Origin of the sequence: Nostoc sp. C110 (genome assembly GCF_043099725.1) — a bacterium.
Classification (GTDB): domain Bacteria; phylum Cyanobacteriota; class Cyanobacteriia; order Cyanobacteriales; family Nostocaceae; genus Nostoc; species Nostoc muscorum_A.
Window position 1 is genome coordinate 1,234,078 of sequence record NZ_CP171148.1, and the last position, 20,393, is coordinate 1,254,470.

The window sequence follows — 20,393 nt, forward strand, 5'->3', positions numbered from 1 at the left end:
TTACCAATGTTGCCAATTCTTTATACTGTAGTTTGTGAAGAAGCGATGACTTTGTTAAGCATTGAGAATTCTTTTTAACATCGTTGCTAAAGTTTACACCAAGGTGTTTCTAATTCTATGCGTTACTCTCAGCCATATACTTGGTATATTAAGATTTAATCATTGAGTGGTATGTATCACTTAAAAAAATCTAGTTTTGAACAAATAATTTATATTTATTTTAGTATTGCTTCTGGGGATCAGTTCTACTGTCTTGGCTGAGGGTGAAATTTCCTCGTAGCTGTTTCCACAAAGGTTAAAATTTTAATTATTTTTTAATAAAATTGCGCTGGAAAATAAGCAGCTATGATTCTTAGGTTAAGGATTAGTTTGAGAAGATGTGATACAAAATAACCCATGTAGACATCACTTAAAAGAGGAAGGCGTAAAAATAATACCAAGGAGTTAACTAGAAAAGCGTCGCAAACTACTTGGTATAAATTTTGGATACTAAATCAGGAAAATAACTTCTTAGCCTGTAATCTTATGAACCTAGTGAAGGCTGGTCTTTGGTATTTTTTGTCATTGACAAAGCTACAGCAGCTGCATAAGCAATCTCCGCTGCCATTTGATAAGCAAGTTTGATACTTGATGAAGCGTCCTTGGCTTTAGGAGAAAGAGAAGCTTTTTTTCGGCGCGACTCTTGTTTAACATCACCCGCTACAATAGCTCGCTGTAAAATGATCCAGGCATCTAGGTCTTCTGAGTCATAATTACTTTGAAGTTGCGATCGCAGTTGTTCTTCGGCTACAACACTCAGATAGCCGCTATTTAGAGCTTCTTGGACAATTTCTTTAATTAAAGCCATAATTTGAACCAAGTGTGTGAGTTAAAACCGATACCTCAATGTGGTCAATTTGATGTTGTTTTGTGGACTTCTCCTGGAAACTCAGCTAAGTTTTAGCTTTCTTTACAATAAAATTTATAATGAGTAACACCAAGCACGCATCACCCGCTTGGCTCACCCGAATGGGTGATTTACAAATTTTTAGATATAAGTAATAAGGAAGAAGAAAATTTTGAGCTTTTGAACGAAGAGGGTGTCATCAGTATAGTAGATATCATTCTGAGTTTAACGCCCAATTATAAAATTACTTGGACAAGCAAAGGTAGAAATATAGACAAAAAGACAATTAACATCCGTGATCATTTTTAAAATTACCGTCCTCGATAAATTTCATCTAAGTGTATAAAATTATTTAAGAGTAGCGATAGCTCCATCAAAAAAGTTAGCTAATTTACAATATTCTCATTAACAATCAACTTATTTATTAAGAGTGTTCCACTAAAAATAAAATGTGTTATTGTTAAAAGCAACTGTTATTAAAAACGATTCATGTAATTACAAACATGAATTTGCTAGTCTGTAAATCATCTGTGTGCAACATGATTGGAGCAGCATACTCTAGAAATTCGTTGCAAGAAAGCCGTCATAGCAGTCGGGGAAGCGCTTACTTGTTTGCACCGATGGTCAACTTCAATGTGATGGCTGATGTAGGGGATAATCCACCCTAATTGGGCTTTTTGGGGCAATAATACCCAATTAGACCCAACAATAATTACATTGTTATGCTAGGCAGAAATTTTATCTAAATTTTTGAATATAGTCTAGTTAAATGTATTTTTTGTTGCAACATAGCTTGTGGAACTGAGTTGTTTTAAAAGACTAAAACCGCCTGATAGGAAGTAGCCTCAAGGCAAACAACTCAATCCCTAGTTGCGTAACAAGCTTTGCAAATTTACCAGATAACCAAAACAGTATCCTATCTAAACCAACCATTTTACCCATCAGATAATTTCATAGTCTGGGGTTTGACCCTGCAATGCACTAAGATTTTTTGTTAATTGCTCTGGCGAAAAAGAAGCAAAGTTTTTACATGCCTTGACTGGTAAAAAAGCTTCTGTGACATCAAAGTAATTGTGCATATCAAGTGGGTAATTCTAACACACATAATTTCAAGAATTGCTCACCTAGTTAAAGCCAGACTGGAGGTTTTCCAAATTTTGGAAAATCATCTAAAAATATGGGTAAATTTCGGTAATATTGCCAACTAAGTTTAATGTATTAAGAAATACAAAGCTTTTTGGTATGGCAGAAGATTAGGATACAGGCAAAAAACTTTCAATACTGTCAACAACAATTAATTGAAGAGATATGTAGCCATGCCTAATGAGCAAGATTTTTCAAAATTGCAGCGTGTGCAAGAACTTGTAGTAACTACTGTGTTAGGGGATCTTCCTACACTTATTTTGGGGCCAAAGTTGCGTAGTTTAGGATATCGGAGTATTTTTGCCCAAATAGGCAGCTCAGTTTATATTCAAAATGGTGTTGAATTTAACGGTGCTTCTTGTATTGAGATAGGCAGTGGAGTCTATATTTTCAAGGGTGTACGCATGGATGCTAGAGGACACAAAAATAATAAAATTCATCTAGGCAATAGAGTAGCTATTGAGCGTAACGTTGATATAGGGTGTTTGGAAGATACGTGTATACATATTGATGAAGACACCTTCATTGCTCCAAACGTATGTATTGAGGGGCCAGGAGACATTAAAATTGGCAAACACTGCATGATTGCTGCCCACTCCGGGATATATGCCAATAATCATAATTTTGCCGATCCGATGGAGCTAATTAAATACCAAGGTGTTACTCGCAAGGGAATTGTGATTGAAGATGATTGTTGGCTAGGTCATGGAGTAACGGTATTAGATGGCGTTACCATTGGCAAAGGTAGTGTTATTGGTGCGGGAGCAGTTGTCAATAAAGATATTCCTCCTTTCTCCATTGCTGTAGGTATACCTGCACGAGTAGTCAAAAACCGAATTGGTAAAGACCTAGTAAAAGTTCAAACTGAGAAATAGGGTATGGGGCATGGGGCATTGGGTATGGTAACTATTTCCCATAACCTTTAATATGTTGCCTTTGGGAAGAAACTTTTGCTGTCAGTTAACGTCACAAACTGGAGTAAGCAGTTTCTGAGTTATTTTTAAGGGCATCTAAAAGTCAGACAACTGACATTTTGCACCATTCTCAATAACTGTAGAGTAGGTACTGCTAGTCCCTAGTCTCTAAGTGCCCAGTCCCATGTCCCCACAGTCCTCTAAAAAAGGGACGAGATTTGGGTAATATAAAGTAGCTATCTTTTCTGCATGGCAGATCCTCAAAGAAAAGCTTTCTTTGTTTTACCCGTTGGAGATATTTCTATGCTGACTTTAAAAATCGCTGTTTATATTGTTGTTGCCTTCTTCGTAACTATCTTCATCTTCGGATTTTTGTCGAACGATCCTGCTCGTAACCCCGGCCGTCGGGACTTAGAGTAAAAGGGCGATAAATCATCCGCGACTTTGGAAGGCGGAAAATACTAAACGCCACAGAAACTTACTAAGCGAAATTTAGTAAGTTTCTTCCTCCAGGTAGCTTGCTGTAGGTAGCAGAAGGCGACAGTCGGAAGGCAGAATGTATGTTTATCCTTCCGTCCGTCATTTGGCTGTTTGTTAGCCCGATTTTGCTCAAATATGCTTCATCCAGTTCTGCCACCCAATCCGCCTCCTATCCTCGAATCTTTACAACCTGTAAATCCCACCTCATCTGCTAGTCATACAAAGTTTCTTTCAGTTGTAGAAACTGGAATGCAGGAAAAGACAGACAAATCCAAGCAGTCTAAGGATTTGCCTGAGTTGTCGATTGCGGGTGACACCAAAAGTAATTCGCCATTGCCAACTCCCATCAACTCAACTCAGGATGACTCAGTAGTTGCCGAAACTTCCTCTGTACCTCATCCACCAGAAACTTTCCCACCAGAGATTTCCCCCATTACCGACTCAGGAAGTGCTGCGCTGGGGCGATCGCTCATGGTTGGTTATCCAACGCAAGATATTAAAACCTCTAATGGCCATCCGAGCGTCGAAGGGCGGCGCTCAGAGCTTCTCCTAAGAGCGGCATTACGCAAACGGGAGACGCAAACAGAAGCCACTGCATTGCCAAAAAAAGTTGGAGCGGAACCTTCCCTAAATGCAAAACCTGAACCTTCTCAAAAACTCGGTGAGCGAGGTCTAACGACAAGCCGCTTTGCGTCTACGCTAAATCCCAATTCTGTTGCTAGAGAAAAACAAACCTTTTTGGACTCTCTACGATTTAACTATAGGGTCTCTCCAAGTCCCCTTGTCGCCCAATCTCCGCCTTCTATTCCAGTTGTCCCAAAGGTTACAACCAGCAATAAGTTAGTTGAATCCAAGGCGGAAATTTTAGCTAAGAAGTTAACCCAGCAAAAACAGCTAAGTGACATTACTGCGCCACAGTCTTCGCAAAAAGACAATATCTCTCTATCTGCTGCCGATCTTGCACCAAGTTCTCAATCAGTACAAAATTTTATAAAATTCCAGTCTCGTAATCCGACAAAGCAACTCCCAACGCCCATCACTGTAGAATTCAGTTCCCAAGTCCAACAACAAACTCAAGCGCCAACATCTACACCACCAGTAAATACCACCAATCAGCCACAAGCACCAGCTAGCAAACCGCCAGCCAAACCGAGAATTGTAGAAGTCACTTCAGATCGGCAAGAGTATGACGAGCAACGGCGAATTATTACAGCTGTTGGAAATGTAGTTGTGCGATTTGATGGGGCGGTGGTGGATGCCGATCGCTTGCAAGTTAATTTAGACAACTTAATTGCTGCGGGGGAAGGCAACGTAACTTTAACCAGGGGCGATCAAATACTGCGTGGACAACGCTTTACCTATAACTTTGTTCAAGATAATGGAGAACTCTTAAATGGTAGAGGAGAAATTTATGTGCCCTCAGCACAAACAGATTTTGCTTTCTCACCCATAGATGCAACTGCTGGTGGAGTAACAAAACGTCCGCCTAGCGATCGCATTAGAGCCAATCAACCCCTTTCTGGTGTAAGCAGCCCTGGAGGAATTGATTTTACAGTCGGGGGTCAAACTGATGCTAGCAACCTCTCACGCCCGAAAACAGGAGGCGTAGTCAATCGGCTCAGATTTGAAGCTGAACACATTGACTTCTATCCGCAAGGCTGGCAAGCAAGGGATGTCCGCATCACCAATGATCCTTTTTCGCCTCCAGAACTAGAGTTACGCGCAGATACAGTAACTCTGACGCGAGAAACACCCTTAGTAGACCGTATTAGAACACAGCGACAGCGTTTGGTATTGGATCAAAGAATCTCCTTACCAATTCCGGTGAATCAGCAGACGATTGACCGCCGGGAGCGGGATGTTACACCTGCAATAGTTTCTCCCGGCTATGATGGAGATAAGCGGGGTGGTTTGTATATTGAGCGTGGCTTTCCAGTGATCGATACAGAGAAGACAAGCTGGACAATCACGCCTCAGTTACTAGTACAGAGAGGTGTGCAAGAAGGTATAGGTAACTTAGGCTCATTGTTTGCTGTCAAGACAAAGGTAAATTCTGTTTTGAGTCCACGAGCAGTAATTGAAGGAACTGGGGAGTTAACCAGTTTTGACTTAGATAAGGTAGAAGACAATTTGCGGGTGAATTTGGGATTGCGTCAGATAATAGGCACTTCCCTTCCCCATCTCTTGAATGTGCAATATAATTACCGCGATCGCCTCTACAACGGTACTCTCGGTTTTCAAACTGTCCAGAGCAGTTTTGGGGGCATTATTACCTCTCCTGCGATTCCTTTAGGAAAAAGTGGCATCAACCTCACCTATCAGGGAAGCGCTCAGTATATCGATGCCAATACCGATCGCCAAGACTTACTAGAACCCATACGGGAAAACGATCGCATTTCACTAGGTCGTTTCCAAGCTAGTGCTGACCTCAGTACTGGGGTGTTACTGTGGCAGGGAAAACCATTACCGCCCACTGCCACCGAGGGATTACGATACACGGCTAACCCTGTAGTTCCTTACTTGCAAGCGATCGGTGGACTTACTGGCACTACGAGTTATTACAGCAATGGTGATAACCAAAGCACCCTAACTGCGAGAATTGGTTTACAAGGACAAGTTGGTCATTTTTCTCGCCCTTTTTTCGACTATACCGCCTTTAATATTAGTTTCTCTCAAGGCTTAAATAACGGATTATCACCCTTTTTGTTCGATCGCTCCGTTGATAACAAAGTTTTGACTGCTGGGATATCACAGCAAATCTACGGCCCTTTTCGCTTAGGCTTTCAAACATCTGTTAACTTGGATACTGGTAGAGAAACCAGTACTGACTACATTTTAGAATATAGCCGTCGCACCTATGGCATCACCTTGCGTTACAATCCAGTGTTGGAATTAGGCGGCTTTAGCATCCGAATTAGTGATTTTAACTGGGGTGGCGGCACTGATCCATTTTCTGAAGTTAAACCAGTAGTAAATGGTGTGCAACAGAGTTATTAATAAGAAGGATTCAGAATTCTGAATTCAGAATTCTGAATAACCATCATCAAGTTGTTAAAATTTATGTTTGTGGAAGAATAAATCCGCATCGGGTTGAAAGTGCAGCCTCACATAGAATCGGTACGAGGAATCGCACAGGTTGATGCACTCCCAGGTATTCTCAGGTTGGCATAGTCGCCGCTTAATTGAACACGTGAAGCTGGTTGGTGTAGGACAGCACAGCATCTTTGAACTGCGGCTTGATATTCTCGCCATTGCTGACGGATGGCAATACTGGCGGCATCGTTACCTAAGTCTGAAAATCTTAGCCCAGCCCGAATTAGCCAAGATTCTACATCAGTTGTTTCACCCAGTATTTCTGGAATGGCATTAATGTTTTCCATGAGTAATATCTTTTATGCATATTTAAAATTGGCCATTTAACTTTAAGAAAAACTATTGATAATAGCCAATATAATTGGTTATCAAAATCATAAATAAAAATGATTAAAAATATGTCATATCTGAGTATGGATGCTCAGATATGACAGAATAAATTCTATTACGGCTGGTAAACATCATTCCTTTAGCTTGTGAATAGGCTGTCTCCTAGCTCGTAATCACTAGAAGCGATAGCCTAATCCAGCTTGGAAGCTGACAGCATCAGCATCACTATTTCTGTAGGCATCAATGCCCCATTTCGTATCGCCATAAGCAATGACATTATTGCTAACTTCTGATTCAATACCAAGGGTGACTACAGGTGCATTCTGATTGCCCAATGGGGTTTTTTGACCTTCGTCAGTTACAAAAGAATAACCACCACCGAAGTAAACGTTAGTGTTTCTGGCGATCGGCGCATCGTAAGTCACGATGGGCATAATTGCAGCAGCATCACCACCATACAGCACAGAACCCCGCAGTGAAACAGGTGCATTGGGAAGGGCGTAACGTCCTTGAATATTACCGCCAATTTGTGATTCATCGTTTCCTTGTCCGCCACTGGTTGCACCAACTGCAACACCAGCACCAATATAATTACCGTTTGTACCGGCTGTTTGAGCAGAAGCAATTCCTGCGGAGAGGACAATGGAAGCAACAGCAAGTGCAGAGGCAGCTAATTTTGTAAGTTTCATAGAATTATTCTCACTAGAGTTAGGTAAAATCAATGTTCTCTAGTACTAGAATCTCTTTTTTTACAAAATGTAACCTCGCACACCTGGTTCACCCTACTGGCTGAATTATTTCTCACCCACTTGGGTGTAACAACTGAAATATTTAATTGAAGAATTCAGAATTCAGAATTCAGGATTCAGAATTTAGGAGTCATAATTCAGGAGTCAGAACAAGAAAGTGGAAGATTCAGATCCACCACCCTCTTGTCTTTACGTTGCGCTATCCGCTTTCTCTGACTCCAAGTTCATGCTGTTAGCGGTAGCGGGGCGTTTAGCCCATTCTGACTCCTGACTCCTGAATTCTATTTAGGGCTTGCTGAATAGAAGTGTAATATAGACCAGATAAGGGTTTTAAGCCTTTTTCAAACAAACAAGTGCAAGGTTATAACATTTAGCCCTGTTTTGTCACTCTCGGAAAAGAATAATCTCAGCCTAATTCTGAAAGTTTTATTTCATCAAGGTTTGAGGCTTTATTTTCTAACAGAAACTAAAATTTATAGACAAAACGTGAAAATTAAAGCCCTGTAACCGTTTGGGCGATTGGATTCTCCCACTCTGACAAAAGAGGGTTAGAGTCTCAAAACCCTTGCACAATGGCTAGCGATCGCTGGGTAAATTTGGAAACTGAGCGATGAAACAACTATTTTGTCAGATGTGTAGCTTCTAGATTTGCTTGAGAGACTTATTCAGCAAGCCCTATTTAAATAACAGTTATTTTCTCAAAAAGCGTTGACGTAGGCGAGATATAAAACTATTCACCTCTGGTATTCTCATCCAGGAAGCGATCGCAGTAAACACTGCAATCCCCACAAAGCCAGATACACACAACTGCAATACCAGAATCAGTAAACCCGTTTTACCTAGTAATTGCTGAGAACCAACCAATGTCCCATAGCTTGCTACCCCAGCTACCACGCTACCAGCAGCCAAACCCAAAATCGGCAAACCCCACTCGCGCCAAGGTAAACCATTGAGTTTGCGATCGAGCAACCACAACAGCATCAGCATTGAGCTACAATTTACACCCACTGTTGCTAATACCAAACCGGGAGCGCCAAAAGGTTTAACGAAAAACCAATCTAATATGATGTTGAGCAAGATGTTAAAAATACTAATGCGAAAAGGTGTCTGTCCATCGCCTAAAGCGTAGAACACCCGCACCAAAACATCACGTCCCAAATAGACAAACATCCCAATCCCGTAAGCGACTAGCAAGGATGAAACTAGCTTTGTGGCTTCTGGCTTGAAAGCACCGCGTTCATATACCACCTGCACAATAGGTACAGATAATGCCACCATCAGCGCCCCTAGCGGTAGCATGGTGAAGGCAGTAAGTAACAGTCCTTGGCGAATGCGTAATTTTAAATCTGGCCAATTTTCGGGGCCAGCAAGTTTGGCAAATATCGGTAACAGAGGCAGTAAAATGATATTAGAAATAATCCCTAACGGAGTTTGAACTAATAGATTCGCATAGTTAAATCCTGCCGCCGCACCAGGAATAGGACTAGCAAAATAAAGGTCGGTAGCAACATTAATTGGCATCATTCCAGAGGAAACTGTTGCCGGAGTCATGATTTTAATTACTTCTTGAACGCCTGGGGATTTAAAATCAAACCGCAGGCGTAATGTGCCGAGTCCTAACCGCCACTGGACAATTAGCTGCACTAACCACTGGAGAATGGCTCCTGCCAAAGTTCCCCAAGCTAAGACCATTCCACCAATTAAAGCGTACTCCGGCTTAATAATATCCTTGCCCAGTTGCATCGCCAGGATACCAAGTCCGGCAACAACGGTAATACTCGATAATAAAGGACTAATGGAAAGTAACCAATATTGATTGGCTGCGTTGAGAGTACCGAAGCCGATGCCAATTAAACCAGCAAATAAAGCCATTGGTGCCATAATGCGGAGTTGTTGAATGGCGATCGCTCTGGTTGTCTCTTCCAAACCATGACCGACTAGATCAACGATCGCATCCGCAAATAAAACTTGAGCCACTGTCACCAGCAACAGTACTCCAGCCACCAGTGTTGTCACGGTTTCCACTAAAGGAGCCGCTTCTTCTCGCCGTCGTTTGGCTAAAACGCTGACAACTGCACTGTGTAATGGCCCATTTACGCCACCAAGTAAGATCAATAGAAAGCCAGGAATAATATAGGCGTAGCTATAGGCGGTAGCAGCAGCACCAACACCAAAAGCCGCAGCGATCGCTTGCTGCCGCACTAAACCGAAGACTTTACTAATTAATGTGGCTGCGGCAACAATGCCAGCAATTCCAGCGAAAGAACGAGAGGGTTTTTGGTCTTGTTGTGTCACGAATAATACCCGACAACTCTTACAGAGTGCATACTTTAAAACATTTAACCTGAAATTCCGCAGTCTGTCAGGTAAATTTTGGCAAATCAGTCATTAGTTTATAGTCATTTTAAGTGCGATGCCTGCGATCGCAATGTGAAATTAATCGAATTAGCTCTTAGTACGGGCTAGAGCCGCTTCCTAAAAACCTTGAATTATTCATGTCTTTTGTTGTAAGTAAATTGGCGCGAAAAAACTCAAGTATATTACGAAACGTAAATAGGCTTAAAATCTTTACTAATGACCAATGACAAAGGACAAATAACAGCCTTAGCCAGTTAGCCTTAATTGCGCCGACCTACTTATACAAGCCAAAATTATTTTTTAAACCATTACGAGGATAGATCGAGAAAGGGGAACTATAACAATAGCCAGCTTCTGGGAAATAGTTGAAAACTGTAAAAATTTGCAGTTTGTCATATTTTGGACTCATGAAGTTTGGTATTAGGAACCCTTGTATAAAAACGATAAAATCCAGAGCAATGGAACCCAATTCAAATTTCACAGAAAATCAACTTCTATTGTCAAGCGCTCAACTTCAAGAGCAACTAGATCAACAAAAGGCTCTGGCGAGTGTAATTGTGCGAATTCGGGAGTCTCTTGACTTAGAAACGATTTTTCAAACTACCGCTACAGAAGTGCGTCTACTGCTAAATGCTGATCGTGTAGCAGTCTTCCAGTTTGACCTAGAAAAAGACTGGGAAGGAGAATTTGTTTCTGAAGATATTGCACCTGGTTGGACTTCGGCGTTAAAAGTAAAAGTTTACGACCATTGCTTTGGAGAACAATTTGCTTCCAGTTATCAACAAGGTCGAGTCCAAGCAGTAGCGGATATTTACAATGCCGGACTGAGTGATTGCCATGCCGCAATTTTGAGTAAATTTCAGGTCAAGGCCAATCTCGTTGTCCCTTTATCACGCCAGAAAGAACTGTGGGGATTACTTTGTATTCATCAGTGCAGTGAGGCTCGTAACTGGAAAGAATCGGAAATTGAATTTATTCGTCAAATTGCCGATCATCTTGTTGTTGCGATTCAACAAGCAAAGCATCTTCACGAAGTGCAATTACAAGCTGCAAAATTGGCTCAAGCGGCTCAACGCGACCAAGTAATTGCTCAGATTGTCGATAAAATTCGCTCACCCCTTGATATTGAAACCATCTTTAAAACCACAACTCAAGTAATACGCAAGCTACTGCAAGCTGACCGAGTTGCCATATTTAGCTTTAATGCCGATTGGAGTGGTAACTTTGTTGCTGAATCATTTGCTGAAGGTTGGACTCCCTTAGTTGGCGTTCAGCCTGCGATCGCTGATACTTATTTACAACAGACACAAGGCGGACGTTATGTTGACAACGAGACATTTACAGTCAATGACATTTACCAAGCTGGATTAACAGACTGTCATGTAACCCTGTTGGAGCAATTCCAGGCAAAAGCCTTTGCAACTGCCCCTATTCTCCAAGGAGACAAACTTTGGGGAGTCATTGCTGCTTACCAAAATGTCTCACCTAGACAGTGGCAATCTTATGAAGTCGAATCACTGACCAAAATCGGTACACAAATTGGTGTAGCACTGCGACACTATAAGTTGCTGGCACACGCTCAGTACCAAGCAGAGCAACAAAAGACATTAACTAGCGTGATTACTCGAATTCGAGAGTCCCTAGATTTAGATACAATCTTCCAAACAACTGTCACCGAGGCACGGAAAATGCTGCAAGCAGACCGAGTGGCAGTCTTTCGGTTTGACCCACAAAAAGATTGGGAAGGAGAATTTATTTCTGAGGATGTTGTACCTGAGTGTAACTCGGTAATAGCGGAAAAAGTTTATGATTATTGCTTCGGTGAAAACTTTGTATCCCTTTATGCACAAGGTCGAGTAAATGCGATCGCTGATATTTATCAAGCAAATTTTCCAGGTTGCTACATCCAAATTTTAGAAAAATTTCAAGTGCGAGCAAATTTGGTCGCACCTCTATTGAAAAAAGGTGAACTTTGGGGATTGCTGTGTATTCATCAATGCACCGCTTCTCGTCACTGGCAACCCTCTGAAATTGAATTTGCCAGTCAAATAGCCGAGCAATTGGGAGTCGCATTAAAACAGGATTCTTATTTTAAACAAGTTCAAATGCAGGTTGTCCAGTTAGCAGAAGCCACTGAACGCGAGAAAGCAATGGAACGTCAAGAATTGCTAGCTGCAACCATTGATAAAATCCGCCAGTCACTCGATATTAAAACTATTTTTAGAACCACTACTCAAGCAGTGCGAGAATTGCTCGAAGTCGAGCGAGTTGCAATCTACCGCTTCAACGCAGATTGGAGCGGTAAATTTGTGGCAGATTCCTTTAAAGATGGTTGGAAACCTGTTGCACAAGCCCAACCAATGATTCTAAAAACCTTTGAGAACACAGACGATGATAATGAACTGCCACGCAATGAAACTTTTGTTCCCATTCGACAAGGTGAAAAATTATGGGGATTATTAGTTGCTTATCAAAATTCGCAACCGCGCTATTGGAAAGAGGAAGAAATTAATTTACTAGCTCAAGTAGCTGTGCAATTTGGAATTGCGATTCAGCAAGCAGAATTACTTGAACAAACCAAACGTCAAACCTCAGAACTGACTCAAGCTCTGCAAGAATTAAAACAAACTCAGACCCGGTTAATTCAGGGTGAAAAAATGGCAGGTTTAGGACAATTACTTGCAGGAGTGGCTCATGAAATCAACAATCCTGTGAGTTTTATTTTTGGCAATCTTATACATTTAAATGAATATATTCAAGAACTACTGAATGCAGTAGAAATTTATCGTCAAAACTCCTCTCTCCCACCAAGTGTCCAAGAAAAAATTGACAATAATAATTTGGATTTTATCATCGAAGATTTACCCAAAACTCTTGATTCAATGAAAATAGGAACAGAGCGAATTCATGACATTGTACTATCACTGCGAAACTTCTCTCGTACAGATGAAGCTGAATTGAAGGCAGTAGATATTCATGAGGGATTAGATAGTACTTTGCTGATTTTAGGGCATCGGCTCAAAAACAATAATCAACGCCCAGCTATTGAGATTGTTAAAGAATATGCTACTTTACCTTTGCTCGAATGCTATCCCTCACAATTAAATCAAGTGTTTATGAATCTGTTGAGTAACAGTATTGATGCATTAGAGGAAAAGTTTAAAGCTATACAGCAAAGGTATTTAAAGTTATCTCAGCGATGTCCTATGATACCTTTGACTATCTGGATTAGTACGCAAACCATTAATAACCAGATTGTAATTAGAATAGCTGATAATGGTCTGGGAATTCCAGAAGAAGTGCGATCGCATATATTTGATCCCTTCTTCACTACTAAAGGGCCAGGTAAAGGTACGGGGTTAGGATTGTCTATCAGTTATCAAATAGTAGTTGAAAAACATCATGGTCAAATTAAATGTTCTTCTAAGCCGGGAGAAGGAACAGAGTTTTTGATTGAAATTCCTAGCGGTAATTAGAGGCGACTGGTTTTTGACAATTCTCAGTCAATCGGTAAAATATCTCTTTTTTATGCTCAACGCTGAGATTCTTTACTTACACCCCAAACTATCTCGCGTTGACATACCCGTAACCGGATTTACCCCATCGGCTCTTTCACACATTAGCGACACTTGATAACGGTCAATCAAAGCGTCGGTAAAATCAGCACCTGTAATTTCGGCATCGAAAAAACGGCTGCGGGTCAAAGTTGCTTCTGTAAAAATGGCATTTTTCAGGTTAGCACCATCCATAGTGACGCGATCGACTAAAGCGCCGCTCAAGTTCGCACCTTCCAAATTTGCTTTTAACAAAACTCCTTTAGTGAGAATTGCGTTGGTTAAATTCGCTCCTTGAAAATTTGTCCCCCGCATTTCTGCTGCTACAAAAGTCACACCTGCTAAATCAGCATGAGAAAAATCACGATTTTCTAAATTTATATTGTTGTAGTTAATTGTGTTTAGTTGAGCAAAAGCCGGTTTGGGATTAAGTATTATCCAGCAAAATGCTAGTATCAAAATTACAATCCAACCCAAAAAGCGTAGTAAAATCTTTTTCATAACTTTATTATTTGTCCTTTGTCCTTTGTCATTAGTCCTTTGTCATTTAACTAATGACTAATGACTAATGACTAATGACCAATGACTATTTCCAATCTTTACCAATCCGAATTGTGAGGTCAGATTCTAAATCACCAATCGCTGACACCTCAATTTGACCCAAGCCTAAGACTTTTTGCAAATCAACACCAACCCGCCGATTGCCTTTTTGGACAATAATCTGAGTTTGACGTTGGGTATCTGGCCAATCAGGCACTTTGTAAATATTAGTAAAGCCTTTCTGTTTCAGATAAGCAATAACTTTTTCAGTTAGCTGAGGTTGATTGGAGGCATTTTGAATAGCAATTTTGAGGTTAGGAACCTGACGCATATCTGGTTTCAGACCAGGTACATTTACCCCAACATAATCATTCAACAGGCTCTGTTGTCCAGTCATATTTAGCCAATAGCTATCAGGGTCTTTGCTAAAGCGGCTAAACGTACCAGGCAGCACCGTCATTTGGAAATTATCTCGATCTAGATTGAGACCAAAGTTGACCAACGCCATCATTTCTTCCATCTTCAGGTTGGTATCAAAGTATTTTCGCATTAAGCGAGTTAATTGAGGCAACCTCGGTAAGATGGTAGGACTATTTAAGCGTTGCAGCAATGCTGCTGTTAGTGCTTGCTGACGCTGCACTCTTGGCAAATCTCCCAAACCTGGTTCGCGGAACCGCACAAACTGTTCTGCTTGTTCGCCATTGAGGGTTTGCCAGCCACTGACTAAATTAATCGATAGGCGACTGCTGGAGTCTTTATATGCCATTGATTGGGGAACAAAGACCTCTACTCCACCTAACTGATCGACTAACTGCCGTAAGCCGCTAGTAGAAATACGGATGTAGCGATCGATTGGGGCGTTGTTTAAGGTACGGCTAACTACCCGTGCTGCCAAGACTGGGCCGCCTTTAGCATTGGCATCAGATACCTTAGTTAATCCCTTTTCTCCCTTTTCGGGGATGGCAATCATCGTATCTTTAGGAATGGAAAGCACTCTTACAGATTTTTCACCAGGATTAAGCCGTACTAACAGCATGGAGTCGCTTTTGCCAGCAAAGCTTTCTGGTGAACCATCAACAGTACCGTTAACTGGTTCAATCCCCATAATTAAGATATTCATGGGTCGTGAAAGCTGATACTGGGAAAGTTTGCTCCACAACTCCCCTGGTAGCGGTATTTTTAACTCGTCTTTAGTATTGGTTCCTAAATCTTCATCTGTTCGATCGAGATTGCTCCACAAAGGAGTCCACAGTGCTAACGTCGAGACTAGCAGCCCAGATAAGATGATGCCGATGACAACCGTCATGATCCACAACAACCAACGAGGCATGGTTAAGCCCAGTCTCTCGTAAAGCTGATTGGGAATTGCGCCCACAGATTCGACGACGCTACGATTGGGATTGGCTGGCTGGTTTAGTTCGACATCCTCCTCCTCTGAGTCGGCTACTGGTGCAGGCGTTACCTGATTTTCCGTGCGTTGAATTTGCTGCGATCGCACCTCAGTTTCAAATTCTATTACTTGCTGAGATGTAACCGGATTTTCCGACCATTCGACTTGTTTTATCACAATTATCTCCCCACTCAACCACTCCCTAAAAGTATGTTAATCCAAGCTACAGATATTGCCAGTGGAAAGGCTCACTGTAAACTTATAATGTTCTTCGGTAGGCGTGTATGACAACATGAATACTTTATTGTTCCCCGTAATCCTTGCTGGTGGTAAAGGTGAACGTTTTTGGCCCCTGAGCCGCAAAGACCGACCTAAGCAATTTTTAAGTCTTGATGGTAGCTCTAGAAGTTTATTACAAGCAACCGCCGATCGATTGATAAAACTCGGTGGCGGTGAGTCCAGCGCGGTCTTGGGGGTTTCCCCCATGAGCGACTGGCGAACCCGAACGGGGTGGGATTCCTTGTGGGTGATCACTTCTAGTCAGATAGCTGAAGGGGTACGACAACAATTACCTGATCTACCAGTTGAAAACTTACTGATTGAGTCGGAAGGCAGAGACACAGCCGCAGCCGTTGCTTGGACAAGTTTAGAAATCAAACAGCGCTATGGAGAAGACGCTGTTATTGGCTTTTTCCCTGCTGACCACTGGATTGCTAACGAAGAAGCGTTTGCACACACATTAAGCGCGGCTACGCAACTGGCAGCAAGCACAGCAGCGATCGTTACACTGGGGATCAAGCCTACTTTTCCATCAACCGGTTACGGCTACATTGAACAAGGTGAAAAGATAGGTAGCTTTAATGAGTTGCCAGCTTATCACGTCAACCGCTTTACTGAAAAGCCCGACCGCGAAACGGCAGAGACTTTTTTATCTACGGGGCGCTTTAGCTGGAATAGTGGAATGTTCGTTTTTCGGGCAGGGGTTGTTCTCAAGGAACTACATACCCATGCTCCAGAAATTATCGAACCTTTAGAACAACAGGGTCCTGATATCTATCCCCAGTTGCCTAAGAAGAGTATAGACTATGCCCTAATGGAAAAGACAACTCTAGCATACGTTTTGCCAGTTGATTTTGGTTGGGATGATTTAGGAGATTGGAATGCGATCGAGCGGTTACTCAAAACAGAAGAGAATCCCAATGTAGAACTCGCTACCCACGTAGGGCTAGATACGCAGGGGGCGATTATTTATGCCTCAAATCCAGAGGATGTAGTTGTTACAATTGGTTTAGAGGACGTGGTGATTGTGCGCGATCACAATGTCACCCTCGTTGTTAAAAAAGAACGTACCCAGGAAATTAAGCAGATCCTTAAAATTCTCCAAAGCGATTCTCGATTTACTGACCTGCTGTAAAAGAAAGTTAGAACCCTTGGCAGAGGCTAAAAAGTCTGTTTTCCTATTATAACTTGACTGTCTGTTATTTTATCTGACAGTTATGAACATTATTAGCTTTGAGCCTCTCGCCAAGACAATGGCAATCGAGTCGATTACAGCCTATCAAAAATATATTTCTCCTTCCAAAGGATTTAGTTGTTCCCATCGCTTATTACACGGTGGGGATTCCTGCTCTAATTACGTCAAACGAATGCTAAGTGAACAGAAACTCCACGAAGCCGTACAATCATCCATAAAAAGATTCCAAGGCTGTGGCGCAGCTAGCAAAACTTTAAAAGCTAAAGCCAACTTCCGTTGTATTGTCATCCCCTGTTGTTTACCTCTTTAACTCCCTGCGTCTTTGCAGTTATTTACAAAAATGTTCCTCACCCAAACTGTTCCCCGTCAACGAGAAATTCTTGAAGTATTCCTTCGCAATGGTTGGGACTATATGCGAAGGTTACTTACTGGTGGCAAAGCTGATGAACCACAGTTACCTACACCTGCGGTTTTAAAAAATATCCTGGTAGACTTGGGGCCAGTTTACGTTAAACTTGGACAGCTACTTTCTACCCGTCCAGATTTACTCAGCGCCTCCTACATTGAGGAACTATCAACCTTACAAGACGAAGTACCACCAGTTCCTTGGTCAGAAATAGAAATAATCCTTCGCAAAGAATTAAAACGTCCACTAGCAGAAACCTTCAAGACAGTTAACCCGATCCCCGTAGCGGCGGGATCGATTGCCCAGACACATCGCGCTACATTAGCAGACGGTCGAGAAGTGGCTCTAAAAGTGCAACGTCCGGGAATCGATCTGACTATTGCCCAAGATATTGCTTTAATTCAAGGTATTGCCGATTTAGTGGCGCGGACTGAATTTGGGCAAACCTACGAAATCAAATCCATTGCTGAAGAATTTACCAAAGCCCTAGAAGCCGAGTTAGATTTTACACGGGAAGCGGGTTTTACAGACCAACTGCGGCGCAACTTATCTAAAAGTCGCTGGTTTGATCCCACGCAAATAGTGGTTGCAGAGATTAACTGGGAATTGACTACAGAAAAATTACTGGTGATGGAATGGTTAGATGGAGTACCATTCTTGTCGGCAGATTTAAACAATAACAATAATGGTAAAGACCCTGCCGTAGAGCGTAAAGAAATAACTACTTTGTTATTTCGGGTATTTTTTCAGCAATTATATATTGATGGCTTTTTTCACGCCGATCCCCATCCAGGAAACTTGTTTTATCTCACAGATGGGCGGGTTGCTCTCTTAGACTGTGGCATGGTGGGAAGACTTGATCCCCGCACACAGCAGATATTAACAGAGATGTTGTTAGCGATCGTTGATTTAGATGCTCAAAGGTGCGCTCAGTTAACTTTGCAGCTATCAGATTCTGCTCAACCAGTTATTTTGTCGCGGTTAGAAAATGATTACGATCGCATGTTGCGAAAGTATCACAATGTCAGCTTAACGCAAATCAACTTCAGTCAGATAATTTATGAGGTTTTACAAGTTGCGCGTAACAATAAAATTAGATTACCTAGCAATATGGGTTTGTATGCCAAAACCCTAGCAAATCTAGAGGGTGTAGCGCGGACATTCAACCCAGAGCTTAATTTTTTCGATGAAGTTAAACCATTAATTACAGACTTGTTTCGTCGGCAATTATTGGGCGATAATCCAGTGCGATCGCTATTACGGACAGCCTTAGATATTAAAAGTCTGTCTCTCCAATCTCCTCGCCAAATAGAACTGCTATTAGACCGAGTTACCTCAGAAACCTTACAGTGGAATCTATCGCTGCGGGGTTTAGATGGCGTGCGGCGCACTATGGACGATGCGGCTAACCGACTATCTTTTAGTATACTAGTAGGTTCGCTGATTATGGGTGCAGCAATTATTTCCACTAGAGCGCAGACAAGTCAGCTATCTTTTTTAAGTACCACCCTGTTTGCCGTTGCTAGCTTATTGGGTTTGTGGTTAATTATCAGTACATTGCGATCGGGACGTTTGCGGTAAAGTCTATGTGTTGTGCATAATGCCCACCAAGAAGGGGAAAAGGAGAAGGGGAAAGGGGGAAAGGGCAATACACTAATGTTCTTTTCCCCAAAAGGTATGAAGCCCCTATTTTTAAATATGGAGAATAAAAAAACAAGATTTTTAAGGCACGTAGTGCGATAACTTAGCAGTGTCTATATTTGAAACCCCTGCTTTTAAGTATGGGGTTCCCTTTCCCCTTTCCCCTTTTCCTCTTTCCCTTTCTTCATCACAGTCAATCATGATATGTCACTGCCGAAAATCCCTACTTTCCTATTTGGAACCACAGTAGAAGAATCCAGAAGTCAGAATCAAAAAAACTCTCACTCGCTATCCACTTTATTGGTCAAAATTCAATTCTGTTAGCGGATAGCTAGGGTTTAGCCCATTCTGACCGGAGGCGGAGCGTCTCCGGCTCCGCTCCTGAATTCTGTTTAGTTAAACACCGATGATTTACGTGTGTCTGTATACATCCGTGGTTCTAATATAAAAAATATGTCAATCATCGTTGCTGAAAATTTGAGTAAATCTTATCCAGTAGCAGTTAAAAATCCGGGTATTAAAGGAACAATCACCCATCTTTTCCGCCGCACCTACCGCTCAATTAAGGCAGTTCAGGATGTTTCCTTTGAAATTTCCCCTGGTGAAGTAGTAGGGTTTTTGGGCCCAAATGGTGCTGGAAAAACCACCACACTAAAAATGCTCACGGGGCTGATTCATCCCTCTAGCGGTAAAGTCACGGTAGCTGGACAAATTCCGTTTCATCGGAAAGAAGCATTTTTGCAAAAAATTACCTTGGTGATGGGGCAAAAACAGCAGCTAATTTGGGACTTACCAGCGCTGGATTCTTTGAGAATTAATGCTGCTGTATACAACATCTCTGATAAAGAGTTTCAAAGGCGGGTAGGAGAATTAACAGAGATGCTTTCCCTGGAAGGCAAACTTACTCAACCAGTACGGAAGCTATCTTTGGGTGAGCGGATGAAGGCAGAATTGCTAGCAGCACTTTTGCACCGTCCCCATGTATTGTTCCTAGATGAACCGACTCTGGGACTAGATGTAAATGCTCAGGTGGCGGTACGCGATTTTTTGCGCGACTACAATCAGCGTTATCAGGCTACAGTGCTGTTGACGAGTCATTACATGGCTGATATTACAGCTTTGTGTCAACGAGTGCTGTTGATTCACCAAGGAAGCCTGATGTATGACGGTAGTTTAGATGGACTACTAGAACGTTTTGCTCCTTACCGAGAAGTCCATATAGAGTTAGCCCAACCTCTACCAATGGAAAAACTTATGACATACGGGGATGTGCAACTCTTAGAAGGGCGATCGGTGCATTTTATGGTATCTAGAGAGGTGCTTACCCGCACGGTATCTAAGATTTTGACGGATTTGGAGGTAATTGATTTAACTGTCACTGAACCGCCTGTAGAAGAAGTAATTGGGCGAGTTTTTCAGGCAGGTGTTGTGTAGC

General features: G+C 41.9%; 16 protein-coding genes. 9 read left to right on the forward strand and 7 right to left on the reverse strand.

Annotation, left to right across the window (positions count from 1 at the left end):
* Positions 1-523 precede the first annotated feature (523 nt).
* The gene (locus tag ACFFRD_RS10960; protein ID WP_114083509.1) at positions 524-847 is read right to left on the reverse strand and encodes a hypothetical protein; all 324 of its coding nucleotides are present in this window, start codon (positions 845-847) and stop codon (positions 524-526) included.
* Between the two features lie 542 nt (positions 848-1,389).
* Between ACFFRD_RS10960 and ACFFRD_RS10965 the strand changes: the two genes are divergently transcribed.
* The gene (locus tag ACFFRD_RS10965) at positions 1,390-1,554 is read left to right on the forward strand and encodes a hypothetical protein (RefSeq protein WP_159402498.1); all 165 of its coding nucleotides are present in this window, start codon (positions 1,390-1,392) and stop codon (positions 1,552-1,554) included.
* A 273-nt stretch (positions 1,555-1,827) separates the two neighbouring features.
* Here the strand turns inward: ACFFRD_RS10965 and ACFFRD_RS10970 are convergent, their stop codons facing one another.
* Complete coding sequence (locus tag ACFFRD_RS10970; protein WP_392481480.1) at positions 1,828-1,965, reverse strand: hypothetical protein; 138 nt, start codon at positions 1,963-1,965, stop codon at positions 1,828-1,830.
* Positions 1,966-2,202: 237 nt separating this feature from the next.
* Here ACFFRD_RS10970 and ACFFRD_RS10975 point away from each other — a divergent pair, with 237 nt between their 5' ends.
* From ACFFRD_RS10975 to ACFFRD_RS10985, 3 genes are all read left to right on the forward strand, one after another.
* Positions 2,203-2,904, forward strand: a complete 702-nt coding sequence (locus ACFFRD_RS10975; protein ID WP_392481481.1) for an acyltransferase — start codon at positions 2,203-2,205, stop codon at positions 2,902-2,904.
* A 342-nt stretch (positions 2,905-3,246) separates the two neighbouring features.
* Complete coding sequence (locus tag ACFFRD_RS10980; RefSeq protein ID WP_041566417.1) at positions 3,247-3,363, forward strand: photosystem II reaction center protein I; 117 nt, start codon at positions 3,247-3,249, stop codon at positions 3,361-3,363.
* A gap of 195 nt (positions 3,364-3,558) precedes the next feature.
* Positions 3,559-6,420, forward strand: a complete 2,862-nt coding sequence (locus ACFFRD_RS10985; RefSeq protein ID WP_392481482.1) for a DUF3769 domain-containing protein — start codon at positions 3,559-3,561, stop codon at positions 6,418-6,420.
* Positions 6,421-6,527: 107 nt separating this feature from the next.
* Here the strand turns inward: ACFFRD_RS10985 and ACFFRD_RS10990 are convergent, their stop codons facing one another.
* The 3 genes from ACFFRD_RS10990 to murJ form a co-directional block, all read right to left on the reverse strand.
* Positions 6,528-6,803 (reverse strand): hypothetical protein, encoded by a 276-nt coding sequence (locus tag ACFFRD_RS10990; protein WP_392481483.1) that lies wholly within the window; start codon positions 6,801-6,803, stop codon positions 6,528-6,530.
* Positions 6,804-7,022: 219 nt separating this feature from the next.
* Complete coding sequence (locus ACFFRD_RS10995; RefSeq protein WP_114083513.1) at positions 7,023-7,535, reverse strand: outer membrane beta-barrel protein; 513 nt, start codon at positions 7,533-7,535, stop codon at positions 7,023-7,025.
* A 750-nt stretch (positions 7,536-8,285) separates the two neighbouring features.
* Complete coding sequence (gene murJ, locus ACFFRD_RS11000) at positions 8,286-9,890, reverse strand: murein biosynthesis integral membrane protein MurJ (RefSeq protein WP_392481484.1); 1,605 nt, start codon at positions 9,888-9,890, stop codon at positions 8,286-8,288.
* A 521-nt stretch (positions 9,891-10,411) separates the two neighbouring features.
* Here murJ and ACFFRD_RS11005 point away from each other — a divergent pair.
* Positions 10,412-13,429, forward strand: coding sequence for a GAF domain-containing protein (locus tag ACFFRD_RS11005; RefSeq protein WP_392481485.1), 3,018 nt, complete (start codon positions 10,412-10,414; stop codon positions 13,427-13,429).
* A gap of 72 nt (positions 13,430-13,501) precedes the next feature.
* Here the strand turns inward: ACFFRD_RS11005 and ACFFRD_RS11010 are convergent, their stop codons facing one another.
* Positions 13,502-14,008: a pentapeptide repeat-containing protein gene (locus ACFFRD_RS11010; protein ID WP_392481486.1), complete on the reverse strand. Its 507-nt coding sequence runs from the start codon at positions 14,006-14,008 to the stop codon at positions 13,502-13,504.
* Between the two features lie 85 nt (positions 14,009-14,093).
* Positions 14,094-15,614: an LCP family protein gene (locus ACFFRD_RS11015; RefSeq protein WP_392481488.1), complete on the reverse strand. Its 1,521-nt coding sequence runs from the start codon at positions 15,612-15,614 to the stop codon at positions 14,094-14,096.
* A 115-nt stretch (positions 15,615-15,729) separates the two neighbouring features.
* On the opposite strand from ACFFRD_RS11015, the gene ACFFRD_RS11020 reads away from it, so the two are divergent.
* From ACFFRD_RS11020 to ACFFRD_RS11035, 4 genes are all read left to right on the forward strand, one after another.
* On the forward strand, positions 15,730-16,851 hold the full coding sequence (locus tag ACFFRD_RS11020; protein ID WP_392481489.1) for a mannose-1-phosphate guanylyltransferase: 1,122 nt from the start codon (positions 15,730-15,732) through the stop codon (positions 16,849-16,851).
* An 82-nt stretch (positions 16,852-16,933) separates the two neighbouring features.
* Positions 16,934-17,221, forward strand: coding sequence for a membrane protein insertion efficiency factor YidD (gene yidD / locus ACFFRD_RS11025; protein WP_190963103.1), 288 nt, complete (start codon positions 16,934-16,936; stop codon positions 17,219-17,221).
* 30 nt (positions 17,222-17,251) lie between these two features.
* A complete protein-coding gene (locus tag ACFFRD_RS11030) occupies positions 17,252-18,898 on the forward strand; it encodes an ABC1 kinase family protein (protein WP_392481490.1) in 1,647 nt (548 codons plus the stop codon).
* Between the two features lie 513 nt (positions 18,899-19,411).
* Positions 19,412-20,392, forward strand: coding sequence for an ATP-binding cassette domain-containing protein (locus ACFFRD_RS11035; protein WP_392481491.1), 981 nt, complete (start codon positions 19,412-19,414; stop codon positions 20,390-20,392).
* The last annotated feature ends 1 nt before the right edge of the window (position 20,393 follow it).

Excerpts from the sequence above, each read along its gene's own strand:
- ACFFRD_RS10990 (WP_392481483.1), bottom strand. The coding sequence starts at position 6,803 with ATGGAAAACATTAATGCCATTCCAGAAATACTGGGTGAAACAACTGAT.
- ACFFRD_RS10960 (WP_114083509.1), bottom strand. The coding sequence starts at position 847 with ATGGCTTTAATTAAAGAAATTGTCCAAGAAGCTCTAAATAGCGGCTAT.
- ACFFRD_RS10985 (WP_392481482.1), top strand. The coding sequence starts at position 3,559 with ATGCTTCATCCAGTTCTGCCACCCAATCCGCCTCCTATCCTCGAATCT.
- ACFFRD_RS11020 (WP_392481489.1), top strand. The coding sequence starts at position 15,730 with ATGAATACTTTATTGTTCCCCGTAATCCTTGCTGGTGGTAAAGGTGAA.
- ACFFRD_RS11030 (WP_392481490.1), top strand. The coding sequence starts at position 17,252 with ATGTTCCTCACCCAAACTGTTCCCCGTCAACGAGAAATTCTTGAAGTA.
- ACFFRD_RS10975 (WP_392481481.1), top strand. The coding sequence starts at position 2,203 with ATGCCTAATGAGCAAGATTTTTCAAAATTGCAGCGTGTGCAAGAACTT.
- ACFFRD_RS11010 (WP_392481486.1), bottom strand. The coding sequence starts at position 14,008 with ATGAAAAAGATTTTACTACGCTTTTTGGGTTGGATTGTAATTTTGATA.
- ACFFRD_RS11035 (WP_392481491.1), top strand. The coding sequence starts at position 19,412 with ATGTCAATCATCGTTGCTGAAAATTTGAGTAAATCTTATCCAGTAGCA.
- ACFFRD_RS10980 (WP_041566417.1), top strand. The coding sequence starts at position 3,247 with ATGCTGACTTTAAAAATCGCTGTTTATATTGTTGTTGCCTTCTTCGTA.
- ACFFRD_RS10995 (WP_114083513.1), bottom strand. The coding sequence starts at position 7,535 with ATGAAACTTACAAAATTAGCTGCCTCTGCACTTGCTGTTGCTTCCATT.
- ACFFRD_RS10965 (WP_159402498.1), top strand. The coding sequence starts at position 1,390 with ATGAATTTGCTAGTCTGTAAATCATCTGTGTGCAACATGATTGGAGCA.
- yidD (WP_190963103.1), top strand. The coding sequence starts at position 16,934 with ATGAACATTATTAGCTTTGAGCCTCTCGCCAAGACAATGGCAATCGAG.
- ACFFRD_RS10970 (WP_392481480.1), bottom strand. The coding sequence starts at position 1,965 with ATGCACAATTACTTTGATGTCACAGAAGCTTTTTTACCAGTCAAGGCA.
- ACFFRD_RS11005 (WP_392481485.1), top strand. The coding sequence starts at position 10,412 with ATGGAACCCAATTCAAATTTCACAGAAAATCAACTTCTATTGTCAAGC.